The 13124-nt window shown below is 41.7% G+C and carries 10 protein-coding genes; 4 read left to right on the top strand and 6 right to left on the bottom strand.

Annotation, left to right across the window (positions count from 1 at the left end):
* Nucleotides 1-122: 122 nt before the first annotated feature.
* Nucleotides 123-2516 (top strand): TonB-dependent siderophore receptor, encoded by a 2394-nt coding sequence (locus PSM_RS16530; protein WP_013463014.1) that lies wholly within the window; start codon nucleotides 123-125, stop codon nucleotides 2514-2516.
* A gap of 125 nt (nucleotides 2517-2641) precedes the next feature.
* Nucleotides 2642-3586: a carbohydrate kinase family protein gene (locus tag PSM_RS16525; RefSeq protein WP_013463013.1), complete on the top strand. Its 945-nt coding sequence runs from the start codon at nucleotides 2642-2644 to the stop codon at nucleotides 3584-3586.
* Between the two features lie 198 nt (nucleotides 3587-3784).
* Here the strand turns inward: PSM_RS16525 and PSM_RS16520 are convergent, their stop codons facing one another.
* The 3 genes from PSM_RS16520 to PSM_RS16510 form a co-directional block, all read right to left on the bottom strand.
* On the bottom strand, nucleotides 3785-4186 hold the full coding sequence (locus PSM_RS16520; RefSeq protein ID WP_013463012.1) for an STAS/SEC14 domain-containing protein: 402 nt from the start codon (nucleotides 4184-4186) through the stop codon (nucleotides 3785-3787).
* 120 nt (nucleotides 4187-4306) lie between these two features.
* The gene (locus PSM_RS16515; protein WP_013463011.1) at nucleotides 4307-4999 is read right to left on the bottom strand and encodes a cupin domain-containing protein; all 693 of its coding nucleotides are present in this window, start codon (nucleotides 4997-4999) and stop codon (nucleotides 4307-4309) included.
* A 14-nt stretch (nucleotides 5000-5013) separates the two neighbouring features.
* Nucleotides 5014-5634 (bottom strand): glutathione S-transferase, encoded by a 621-nt coding sequence (locus tag PSM_RS16510; RefSeq protein WP_013463010.1) that lies wholly within the window; start codon nucleotides 5632-5634, stop codon nucleotides 5014-5016.
* A 178-nt stretch (nucleotides 5635-5812) separates the two neighbouring features.
* On the opposite strand from PSM_RS16510, the gene PSM_RS16505 reads away from it, so the two are divergent.
* Nucleotides 5813-6331: a TetR/AcrR family transcriptional regulator gene (locus PSM_RS16505; RefSeq protein ID WP_013463009.1), complete on the top strand. Its 519-nt coding sequence runs from the start codon at nucleotides 5813-5815 to the stop codon at nucleotides 6329-6331.
* A gap of 72 nt (nucleotides 6332-6403) precedes the next feature.
* Here PSM_RS16505 and PSM_RS16500 read toward each other — a convergent pair whose 3' ends face one another.
* Nucleotides 6404-7867, bottom strand: a complete 1464-nt coding sequence (locus PSM_RS16500; RefSeq protein ID WP_013463008.1) for a carbon starvation CstA family protein — start codon at nucleotides 7865-7867, stop codon at nucleotides 6404-6406.
* Nucleotides 7868-8206: 339 nt separating this feature from the next.
* Here PSM_RS16500 and PSM_RS16495 point away from each other — a divergent pair, with 339 nt between their 5' ends.
* The gene (locus PSM_RS16495; protein WP_013463007.1) at nucleotides 8207-8689 is read left to right on the top strand and encodes a putative 4-hydroxy-4-methyl-2-oxoglutarate aldolase; all 483 of its coding nucleotides are present in this window, start codon (nucleotides 8207-8209) and stop codon (nucleotides 8687-8689) included.
* A 78-nt stretch (nucleotides 8690-8767) separates the two neighbouring features.
* On the opposite strand, the gene PSM_RS16490 is transcribed toward PSM_RS16495, so the two are convergent.
* Together PSM_RS16490 and PSM_RS16485 are read right to left on the bottom strand one after the other, a co-directional pair.
* Nucleotides 8768-11398, bottom strand: coding sequence for a glycosyl hydrolase family 18 protein (locus PSM_RS16490; RefSeq protein ID WP_013463006.1), 2631 nt, complete (start codon nucleotides 11396-11398; stop codon nucleotides 8768-8770).
* Nucleotides 11399-11471: 73 nt separating this feature from the next.
* Nucleotides 11472-13067: a lytic polysaccharide monooxygenase gene (locus PSM_RS16485; protein ID WP_013463005.1), complete on the bottom strand. Its 1596-nt coding sequence runs from the start codon at nucleotides 13065-13067 to the stop codon at nucleotides 11472-11474.
* Nucleotides 13068-13124 lie beyond the last annotated feature (57 nt).

Below are 13124 nucleotides of genomic sequence, written 5' to 3'. Positions count from 1 at the left end.
AAGTAAAAAAACATCAAATAAAGAATAAAATAATTTGCTTATTGTAAAATATTTGTTATTTTTACTTAATCGATTAAGTAAAAATAGCAAACCCCTTCGGGCTCACAAAACGAGGCGTTCACATGACAACACACAACACACCTTTATATTTAATGAGTGCTTTAGCGCTGGCTGTAAGCCAAGGCGTTTATGCACAACAAGAAGAGCAAAACACACAAGCGCAAGCTAACAAAGGTCTTGAGACTATCGTTGTAACCGGTGTACCACGTCGTACAACCATTATGGCATCAAGCTCATCAGTGAGCAGTTTATCGCTTGCTCAAGTTGAAGTATCTACACCGCGTTCAACTGCTGAAGCGTTTAGAATTATTCCGGGCGTACGCTCAGAATCAACCGGCGGTGAAGGTAACGCAAACATTGCTGTACGCGGCTTACCTGTGGCCTCTGGTGGTGCTAAGTTTTTACAATTACAAGAAGACGGTTTACCCGTTATGCAATACGGTGATATTGCTTTTGGTAACGCTGATATATTTATGCGCCTAGATAATACCGTACAAACTATCGAATCAATTCGTGGTGGTTCGGCCTCGACTGCAGCAAGTAATGCACCGGGCGGCATAATTAACTTTATATCTAAAAATGGTGAAAACGAATCAGGCAGTGTTTCTACAACACTGGGCCTTGATTACGACACTATTCGTACAGACTTTGAATACGGCACTTACCTTAGTGATAGCGTACGTTTTCATGTAGGTGGTTTTGTGCGCCAAGGTGAAGGCCCGCGTGAAACAGGTTACACATCAAATAAAGGTGGGCAAATTAAAGCCAACCTTACCAAAGACTTTGAAAACGGTTACGTGCGTCTTTATTACAAACATTTAGATGACAAAAGCGTGGGTTACTTACCAATGCCAATGTATGCAAATGGTGACTCAATCCCAGGGTTTGACGCACAATCAGATACCCCGCATTCAGCATTATTTACTAAAACAGTGCGTTTAAATGGCGAAAATCAAATTAGTAGCGGCGATATTCGCGATGGCATGAACCCGCAAGTTGACTCAGTGGGTTTTGAAGCTGTATTTGACTTAGATAACGATTGGCGTATTGAAAACCGTTTTCGTAAATCCTCTGTTAGCGGTAACTTTAATTCACTTATTCCTGCTGAAGTAGGCAGCGCGACTGCTATTGCACAAAGTATTGGCGGCGCAGGTGCAACGCTTAGTAATGCAAATACCGGAGCTGCATTTAATGACGATTTAGCCATGCGTATTCATACGTTTGACGTCACAATGAACGACTTTGACTCTATTGTGAACGACTTCAAACTAACTAAATCACTAAGCGATGATACAAGCGTTACATTTGGTTACTATGCTTCAACGCAAAATATTGCTATGTCATGGTTATGGAACTCTTACCTAATGGAGCTTAAGGGCGATAATGCGGCGCTACTAAATGTAACAGCTGCTGATGGTACAGCGTTTTCTGAAAATGGTTTATATGCATACGGAACGCCTTTTTGGGGTAACTGTTGTCAGCGTGATTACGATACAGAATACGATACCCGCGCCCCGTACGTTTCATTTTCAACAAAAGTGGGTGATGTAAGTATTGACGCAAGTGCTCGTTACGATAGTGGTGAAGCACGCGGTAATTACGCAGGTGCAGTAACCTCTACAGTTGATATGAATCGCGATGGAGTGATTTCAGTTCCTGAACAAAATGTAGCAGGCATTGATACCGCAAATGCTAGCCCAGTAAATTACGATTGGGATTATGCATCCTATTCAATTGGGGCTAACTACCAAATAGATTCAAGCCTTGCGACATTTGCAAGACTGAGTAAAGGTGGCCGCGCAAATGCTGACCGACTTTTATTTGGTAAAGTACGCGCTGACGGTTCGGTTGCTGATGAAGATGCCGTTGATGAAGTAAACCAGTATGAATTTGGGGTTAAAAAACGTTTTGATTCACTCTCAGTTTTTGCAACAGCGTTTTATGCAGAAACAGAAGAGCAAAACTTTGAAGCAACATCGCAAACCTTTTTTGACCGTGAGTACGAAGCAAAAGGGATAGAAATTGAATCAACTTACTTCATCGATGCATGGGATTTTCGTGGTAACTTAACATGGACTGATGCAGAAATTGCTAAGGATGCACTTACCCCTGAAGTGGTAGGTAATACGCCACGCCGCCAAGCTGATTTAATCTACTCTTTAATGGCTCGTTATAGCTTTGATAAAGGTGCTGCCGGTGTCAACTTTATTGGTACTACTGATGCTTACGCTCAAGACAATAACGACCTTAAATTTGACGGTTACACTCAAGTAAATGGCTTTGTAAGTTACGATTTATCTGAAAACCTTAATATTGCACTTAATGTAAATAACTTATTCGATACGGTAGGTATTACAGAAGCTGAAGAAGGCTCAATTCCAGATAATAACATTATTCGCGCCCGTACTATTAATGGCCGCACAACATCAATAACGCTTAAATACGCGTTTAACTAACTATCGTTAGTGTAACAAGCGCAGAAGCTATGTTTTTCAGCGATTGTTACACTAACTTTAATTAGTTTTAATAATTCTCCCTTGAATTTTGACCTAGCTCTGCTGGGTTTTTTAGGATTTACACTATGACCAAATTACTTAGCCTCGGCGAGCTACTTATTGATATGCTGCCACAAGATTCTCAAAACAGTGCTTATTTGCCCATTGCAGGAGGTGCCCCTGCCAATGTAGCGGTAGGTTATGCAAAGTTAGGCGGCAAGGCTGCTTTTTGTGGCGGTATGGGTGATGACTACTTTGCTAAACAATTAAGTAAATCGCTTGAGCAATATAAAGTAAGTACAGAGTACTTATTTACGATTAAAGACTCTCAAACGGCCGTGGTTATTGTGAGTTTAGATGAAACCGGTGAACGCAGCTTTAATTTTTATCGCCACAATACCGCCGATTTACTGTTAACGAGTGATCACTTATGCCATATCAAATGGGATGAATTGAGTACCCTACACTTTTGTTCCAACACGTTAACCAATCCAGCCATTGCAAACACCACCGTGTGTGCTTTAAAGCTGGCTAAAAACAACCATAAACTCGTTAGCTTTGATGTAAATTTACGCTATAGCTTGTGGCAAAATAGCAATGACATTGAACACAATGTACACGCGTGTTATGCCTATTGCGATATTGTTAAGCTATCGCGTGATGAGCTGAACTTTTTAGCTGAGCAAACACAGCATGCACCTGATGATTACTTACAATCTATTTTAAATATAGGTGTTAAATTGGTATTTTTAACCGATGGCCCTGCACCGGCAACGGTTTACCATAAGGGATTTATATTAAATGAATCGGCGCCAATCATTAATGCTGTGGATACTACCAGTGCCGGTGATGCGTTTATTGCAGGCGTGTTATATTATTTAAATCACACCGATGAAAATAGCCCGCTCATCGAAAAAATTAATAATGAGCACCTAGTAAAACACGCTTTAAGTTTTGGTTTGCGCTGTGGCTCTAAAGCCTGCTTAGCTAAGGGGGCATTTCCCGCATTACCTACACTTCAAGAGGTATAATACCAATCCGCAATAATACTTAATCATTTTACGGGGCTAAACGTGTTGCTATCTGCGTTAAAAAATTCTCATTTAGAACAACTAAATAGCAAATTTTTTGCCTAGCTATAAACACGTTTTTCCAGCCTCAAAATAGATCACTTAATTAAGCGAATTGGTATAAATACTTTAAAAATAAAGGCCGATTATGGCCTTTATTTAAGCATCCGCTTCTTCATCATTACTTTTTAACCATTCTAAAGCCGCAGTGGCGTTCTCAAAATATTGAATTTCACCTGATACAAACCAACTGCCTAATTTAGCGATGGTTGATTGCCAGTCTTTGTTGCCGTATATGGCTATTTTTTTAAATTCTTTGTTATGCTTTAAGCCAAGTTTTAAATCATCCCATGCAGCTCTAAGTTCCCAGCCATCAAGCTCAGTACCATCTATGAGTACATTAACAATAGGATGTTTAACTTCGCCAAGCGCAGAGTCAATCATCGGCGTGATCACCTCATAATCTTTATGAGTGAGTGTACCTATAGCTTTTAAGGTTAAAAAAAACTCGCAACCAGAGCGCTCAATACCAATAGATAAGCCGTGTGTTAAATTTACCATAACCCGAACTCCACAATAATATGAGCATCAAGTATAGGTGATAACTTATTAACCAATAGTGAAGTAGATCAAAAAACAGGCACATCACTTTTATTGTGCCCATTTTAATTAAATGCTGAATTATGCATTTTTAAGCCGTGCTATTTGGTTTTCAACATCTGTTAAATGACCGATTTTAAGCCACACTCTGGCTCCTTCACTGCCTGCTGTTGCTTTAATTTCGCTGTTAGGCGGCACTCTTAACCAGCTGTGCTGTACTAATGTATCGCCTTGCTCTTCAAGCGAGCCCTCAAGTACTAAAAGCTCGCCCCCACCTAAGGCGTTTAACGATATTTCACTGTTAGGTGAAAATGCTAAAATACTCACCTCTTCAAAGGCATCTTTATAAAGAGAAACTACATTTACATTACTAAACTCAGGGTGAGGAACGCTGCACATGGTATTAGTTTGCAAGCGAACATGCTCTCTATCCTCTGGCTGAAACTGCCATAATTTCACAAATATCACGCACCCGTTTTCAGAGCTTGGTGTATGTTTTGACTCAGGCGGATTACGAATATAAGAGCCCTTGGGGAAATCACCATGTTCATCTTGAAAAACACCTTCAAGCACAATAAATTCTTCACCGCCGGTATGTGTATGGGCAGAAAAATGGCTGTTTGGCGCATATCGTACAATGCTGGTTGCGCGTGCAACCTCATTGCCCACTCTATCAAGTGGACGCCTATCAACACCCGCCATCGGTGAGGCTATCCATTCTAACGATTCGCTATGTACAACAACACGTTCGCTAAAATCAGCTGCAATTTTCATATTTGACTCCATATCTAAGCGGCAATACTTGGACGCTGAGCGACCTTTTCTTGCCATGCTATTAAATGTGATAGCTCACTAGGAATAGCTATTTTTGCAAAGCCTGCAAACACCAGACCGGCGTACAAAGTAATATCTGCAACACTGAAATTCTCACCAGCAACATAAGCAGAGTTGGCTAACACTGTATTAAAATAAACAAAGCCTTGGCGCGCTTTTTCACCTTGCTTTTCTCCCCAAGCAACATTTTGATAGGTTTCAAGCGCTGGGCCTAAACCATCCGTTGCATGATGAAAGTAAGTGGCTACAGCATCAAGTACCATTGACTCCGCACGTTTTTGCATCATATTAATCACTGCACGCTCTTTTGCCTCAACACCGGTTAATGAAGGGCCTGCAAAAGCGGTATCAATATATTCAGTAATTGCGGTGCATTCTGCGATGAACGTTCCATCATCTAGCTCTAAAACAGGTACGCCTGCTAAGGGGTTTTTAGCTAAAAAAGCCTCAGTACGGTGCTCACCATTTAATAAATCGACAGCAACAAATTCTACTTTATCAGTCGCCTTTTTTTCAGCAAGCGCAATACGTACACGTAATGGATTAGGAAAGTTTTCTACATCATAAATTTTCATAATTATCTCTTTATATTTTTAATCACAGTTTGAGCTAATACTGGCAAGAATAAATCACCTACCTACTGGTAGGTAATTTATATTAAGATCTCGACCTTTGCAAACTAAAAATAAAAGAGCTTGAAAATAACTACCTACTGGTTGATAATTTTTTGCAGCGATATGAAGGAAGTTTAAAATGACAAAAAAAGCAGCCCTGTTAAAAGCAGCAGAAAACAAAGTTAGACTTGGTGGCTATAGCAATTTTAGCTTTAGAGAGTTGGCCAATGAAATTGGTATTAAAAGTGCCAGTGTGCATTATCACTTTCCAACTAAAGCTGATTTAGGTGCAGAGCTTGCGCATCAATATACCGATGCCTTTATCGCTGTACTTGGTGAACCAGAGGCACACAAAGCAAACGGTAAAAACCCTATTGATATTTACACTCAGTTATTTAGAAATGCACTCGTGATTGATAAAAAAATGTGTTTATGTGGCTTGCTCGGCGCAGAAAGCGACAGCCTACCTGATAAAGTGCGGGTTGAAGTTCAGCGGTTTTTTAATAAAAATTTAGCCTGGTTAACCCAAGCACACGCTGCGAATGGTGAAAAAAACCCTGCTCGCGCGGCAATACAAACAGTGAGCTTATTAGAGGGGGCGATGATGATTAGTAAAACCCTAGATGATATCAGCTACTTCGAACAAGCCACTTTTTAGCGATTGGCGATCAAGTATAAAAAAAGCGAGCCTTTATAAGGCTCGCTTTTACATTTTTGAGATTACGATTTATTAAGCCGTACGCACTTTATGCTTTGAATGCACAACAGCTAATACAATAAACCCTATAACAGCCACCGCTGCACCAATCGGTTTACCTAAATCACTTGATAAGTTTAACCCTATTGCCGCAGTCATTATGTATGACAAGGTCACTGCTGTAGCGATTACTGCTGGTATACTAGTGATCCAGTGGAATGTACCACGGTCAAATAAATACTTGGTCGCAAGCCACAACACACTGGTAGAAAGCAGCATATTTGAGAATGCGAAGTAGCGCCAAATCACAGAGAAATCGAGCTTAGTCATAAAGTAGGCAATGGTTAAAATAGGGATTGCTAGCAATAAACGATTACGTAAACTTTGCGGAATACTAAACGCATCAACCACGGTCAAGCGCAGTGAACGAAACGCCGTATCGCCTGAGGTAATAGGGAAAACAGCAACAGCAATAATTGCCATAATACCGCCAAATACACCTAAGTAGCTGTTTGCAATATGGTTAACCACCAAACCTGGACCACCAAGATCAAGCATAGCTTTTAAACCCGCATAGCCTTCTGGGAATGCAGCAATACCAGCAAGTGCCCAAACACAACCTACAATGCCTTCACACATCATCGCACCATAATAAACTGGGCGTACGTATTTTTCGTTGGTTAAACAACGAGCAATAATAGGTGCTTGCGTTGAGTGAAAACCACTAATAGCACCACAGGTAATGGTTATAAATAGCAGCGGCCAAGTGGGCAGTCCATCAGGATTTGGTGCTAAGAAGTCATGAGCGTGATCGGCCTCAAAGTATGCTAAAAAGTCGCCCGCTACTGGTAAATGCGGTGCGTTTATTAGCAGTGATACCGCAATAGCTACTGTCATCACAATCATTAACAAACCAAAAATAGGGTAAAACTTAGTGATGATTTTATCAATGGGTAATAACGTGGCTAAAAAGTAGTAAGCTAAAATAGCCAAAACCCAAAAGGTATTATTTGCAAATATTGTATCCTTAAATATATCAAGGTTACTTAATAATCCTGCCGGGCTCATAATAAATACAACACCAACAAAAAATAGTAGCATCGCAGTAAAAATAAGCATAAAGCCTTTAAATACAACGTTGTAGTAGTGCCCTGCTATTTCCGGTAAGCTTTTCCCGTCTTCTTTTATACTCATTACTCCTGAGAAAAAGTCGTGTACAGCGCCACCCAAAACATTACCAAGCACAATCCATACAAGCGCAACCGGACCATATAATGCACCCAATATTGGGCCAAATATGGGGCCTACGCCTGCTATATTTAAAAATTGAATCAAAAATGCACGAACAGGGTGAATTGCAACGTAATCAACACCTTCGCTAAAGCGTTTTTGTGGTGTGTCGACCGTTGAATCCATGCCCGCTTGCTTTTCAACAAACGGGCTATAAAACTTATAGCCTAATATTAAAATAGTTAGGCAAATAAAAAAGATGATCATAAAGCACGCTTCTCTTTTTGTATGTGTGTATAGGGCCAAGTATTGCAGCCCAAATTTTAAAATAACAATTGAACGTAGCATATGAAAAAGCACGCAACAATGAGACGTTTGGCTAATGCTCTGGCAAAATCAAATTTATTCAAAAAAATTAAACTAAGTAACAGCATAAGTTACTTATAAAAAAACGTTAAAAGTGCTTATATTGCAACTAAAATCTATACGCCAATTTACAACAATAGCTACACCTGAATGATTAATTAGCCTACGATAAACATTATTACTACTTTTAATGTACTGCCGTTGGCCTACGTGGCTTTATAAAAAACAAGGATGCCCTCAATGACACAGTTTACTACGCCCGATTTATACGATGAACATCGCGACCATGTGCAAGTCGCTGACAGTGGCTTGCAACACTTTGGTAATAAAACTCTCTTTTATGGTCAAGTAGTGACTGTCACCTGCCCAGACGATAACTCGTTTGCTGGCAACATATTACATGAAAATGGTGAAGGCAAAGTGTTGGTTGTGGATGGCTTTGCTAGTAAGCGTTTTGCATTCATTGGCGATATGATTGCAGAGCGAGCCCTAAAAAATGGCTGGCAAGGCATTATTATTAATGGTTGCTGCCGCGATATTGAAATTCTTGCCACGCTTGATTTACCCGTGATGGCGCTAGGCGCTACGCCGCGCTGCACCACTAAGCGCGGTTTAGGTGCCAAAGATCACCCGGTTAATATGTTAAACACCACAATTAATACCGGTGATTGGGTGTATGCTGATGTCAATGGATTAATTATTAGTAATAAAGCCTTGTTTTGAACAATCAAAGTGACTGTTCGCGATAAAAAAAGCAGCTCGAAAGCTGCTTTTTATAAAATCAAACAATAAGGTTTTACATTAAAGTGCTAACCATACATCGGTTGAGCCTGGCTCGTTCCCTTGAGTCCACCATTTAGCTTGGTACTTATTACCTTGATAAGAAACTTCATCACCACTGTTATAAATAGCCGTTGGCTGCCAAACTTCGACACCCGTACCATCTGTAGGCTGTGTTGTTGCCTCCCACGCACCACCTAAATCAGGACGCTCGCCTTGAGTCCACCACTTTGCTTTATATTCAACGCCGTTATAAGTGACGACATCGCCACCAACGTATGCAACACTCGCATCCCAATCTCCTGTTGGTGGAGTGGTAGTATCACCATTTGTCACTGTTACGCTAAAGCTTTGCGTTGTAGTTAATGCGCCATCACTTACTGCAACTGAAACAGTGAAGTTTGTATCTGTATCTACAGCGCCTGCCTCAATACTTACATTTGCACCGCTGCCCACTAACGTTAAGCCTGCTGGTACTGTCCACGTATATGTAAGCGCATCGTTTTGTGCATCGTTTGCAACTACAGCAACACTTGCTGATGCGCCTTCTTCAACACTAACATTAGCAATTGCATTAACACTCGGTGCTGTATTTTCGCCGCCTGATGTCGGCGCAATAACATTAACAACAACATCACGATTTACTGTTGCTTGACCATCTGATACCGCAACGGTTGCAACATACTGTGTATCTGTAGTCACTGTTGGCGCATTAATAACCAGTGATGATGTATTTTGTCCAGATACTACTAGCGCGCTATCAGCACTCCAGCTAAAGCTCAGTGGATCGTTATCTGCATCGGTTGCAGAAGCCGTTACTGTGATGCTCTCGCCTGAATTAACAGACACAGATGAAGACACTGAAACAACCGGTTTTTTATTACTTGGCGGCGCAACTACGCCCCCTAAGCCATCATGCATTGCATTTAGAATGTCACCATTGTCAGCATCAATTTCCCATGCAAATAAACCGCCTAAGTTATGCTGATTAACATACGCACCTTTGGCCAGCACAGACTTACGGCTATCATAGGTGATCAGTTTACCAGTTGAGCGATTCCATACATAAGCGGCTTGTGCTTGCTCATCATAACCCACTTCAAAACCATTAATACCGGTGCCTGCCGCACCAATCATATTGGCTTTAACGCCTTTGTAATCAATAACTCCATCTTCCCATACACCTTGTGCCGTGGAGCCTTTTAACGGGCCATTACCAGAGGCGGTCATTGGGTTACCATCAACCGCTGCATTTTGCGGGTAAACACCTTCCCAACCACGGCCATACATGGCTGTGCCGACGACGATTTTTTTCGATGGTACATTTTGCGCAAGTAACAGCTGTACTGCATTATCGGTGGTATAAGCAGGGCCTTTACGAGGTTCGCCATTTTCATCAAGCCCAGTGCCATTACATTGACCAACACTCATGTGCTCGCCACAGTAAAGTGCAGTTTGATGACCAGTTACGTTACTCCATGCACCATAAAAGTCATAGGTCATGGCAAAAATGTAATCCATGTACTGGCTTGCGGCTTGATAATCTACATCTTCAATTTTATCGTAACCAGCACCAATGGCTGAGGTTAACTCGTAAGTACGACCCGTTTCTGCTTCTAGCTTATCAAGCATAGCGCGCAGCTCTTGCATAAGCGCCACATAGGCTGGGCCATCGTTAATTGGATCGCCAATATCAGGATTGGGGCCGTCACCACCTGGGAATTCCCAGTCAATATCAACACCATCGTAAAACTTCCAGGTTCTTAAAAACTCTTCCATTGAGGCAACAAAGGTGTCGCGGTTTGCTTTATTAGTAAAACCACCAAATGGGTCTGATAACGTCCAACCACCTACAGATGGTAAAATTTTAATATCGGGGTAGCGCTGTTTTAGTGCCATTAACTGCGAGTAAGTACCACGAATGGGATCTTTAGCATCAACCCCTGGCAATGCTTTTTGTACTGCGGCCCATGGGTCGTGAATAACCACTTCGTAATCTGCAGAGCCCGCACAGGCTGTTTCCAGTGCGCGCTTAGGACCGCCAGTTAACGACGCATTTTCACCACAAATTGGAATGAAGCCATACAAAATATGACTCAGGTTTTGTGCTGGCATATTCGTTACATCGTAATCACGGCCATAGATCCCCCACTCAACAAAGTAAGCGCCCGTCACTAAATCTTGCTTAACGCCAATATCACGGTTATTTGGGTCAACATCCATAGGTAATGGTGCTAAATGTCCGCCGTCAGTGTCAGCAATTACAATTGGCTTACCCGCACTTCTTGCACAGGTCGTGCCGCCTTCACATAGTTCAACATACATTGTATGGCGGCCTGCTTTATCATAAGGGAATGAAATAGTGCCACTTTTAGAACCATCAGCAAGCGTGCCCTCATTTACTAGCATGTCATCAAAGTACACTTTATAGCTATCGCCGCCATCACCGCTCCACGCACTCCATTCAATGTTGATATTAACTTGCTCAACACGGGTAACCAGCTGTTTGTAAGAACCGTTTCCCTCAAGGTCTACCTCAACAAACGAATATTGCTGTGGCTCCCAATTAATACTTGGTGTAGAAGGCGCTGCCGATACAGAACCGGCAAATAGTGCAACACCCATAGCTGCGGTTAATTGTTTAATATTCATATTTCTCTCTTATCTATTTTTAATGTGGTTATTTTGGTTTAATAAGTTTGAACTACAAAACTTAGGCTTTTAGTTACAGTGTTTTCCATACATCGGCTTGTCCTGGCGTATCGCCTTGAGTCCACCAATTAGCGCGATAGCGCTGTCCTTGATAGATTATTTCTGCGCCTGCTTGATAGGCTTTGTTAATACTCCATGCTGCTGGATTAGTACCCTCCTCAACAAGCTCCCACGCACTTGAACTATCGGGATGCTGACCTTGATTCCACCATTTAGCTAAGTAAACACGCTCTTGAAAACTCACTTTATCTGTTGCTTGATAAACCTCAGTAGTGCTCCAAGGCGCTATAGCAGGATCATTGATAACGCTGTCATTAACGGTGACAACAAACTCGGTTTGGGTCGTTAATTGGCCATCAGAAACAGATACCACAACGGTATAATCTGTAGGTGTTGAAACTTCAGGTGAAATTAAGTTGATATTGGCATCGCTACCGGTAAAACTCAGTGGTGCCGGTACTGACCAAGTATAAATTAACGCATTTTGCTCATCATCAAACGCATGTAAATGCACAGCCGTGGTGGTGTTTTCATCAACTACTAGGTTTTCTGGCTTACTAACAATAGGCGCTGTATTATCAGGGGTGCCCTGCACGCTTAATGTATAAGTGTAATTTGGATTGCTTCCATAGACTTGGTTTGTTAGTACATCAGCGCTGTTAAATACAACATCACCAACTTGATTTTGCACACCAATCTGCACTAAATGCGCATAATCAAGGTTAAGTTGTGACGCCAACACTTGCTGCCAATTTACTTGATTATCGGCATTGATTTTAAGTTGTTGATTAATCACCTCTTGGCCAGATTCATCAAATAAGCGAGCCCATACAGTGTCGCCTGCAATGGCATTTTGCCCTTGACGTACAAAGTACCCAAGGCTTGCCCACGCATTCGGATTGGTTGGAGCAGCGTCGTTTACAATATTTATATCACTACAGTTATAAAAGCCTTCACCCACAACATCGTTTCGTTGCCAGCGGCTGTACAAAATGGCATCACCGTTGCGTCCTTGTGGAATAGCCACACTCATTTGATAATAACGCTCACCATCGGTGTCTTTAATCACGTCAACATTTTGATGCTCCTGAACTAGCTCTAAGTCTTGCCAGGTCAATACATCAGTAGCGGCATTAAAAGTTGGCTTAGTTAAGTAAAACTGCCAAAAGCTGGGGTTATGTGGTGTTGATGCAAGGTAACGAACTTGAATTTCACCATTAGCATTGGGCACTACGTCACTACGTTGCCAATGTGGTGATGGTAAATCCATACCGCGTTTGGCTGTATCGCCACCAGCACATAAAGTGCCGTTTGGTATACTGGCCTCAACTGCGGTTTGATTTAAATAGTCAGGAGTATTAACAGAAAATTCAATCGCTTGCACAAACTGCACCGTGCCGGATTCTAGATATGCTGATCGACAAGCAAGGTTAGGAATATTTGTGCCATCTTCTGGCCACCAGTATCCGCCATCATCTTGGCAAAATGCTTGGCGTGCTTTAGGACTATCCATATAACCATGTGCTTGTACTTGCGGTGCTAGCATACTCAGTAGCAAGCCACCTGCGATTGCAGATAGCGTAATCGTGTTAAGTTTAATTGATGCCATTATTTTATCCTTTATTAGACTCAATACATGGGGCAAGCTCAGGCCTACCCCTCATTG

Source organism: Pseudoalteromonas sp. SM9913 (assembly GCF_000184065.1).
GTDB lineage: Bacteria > Pseudomonadota > Gammaproteobacteria > Enterobacterales > Alteromonadaceae > Pseudoalteromonas > Pseudoalteromonas tetraodonis.
This window is presented reverse-complemented; position numbering and strand designations above follow the sequence as displayed.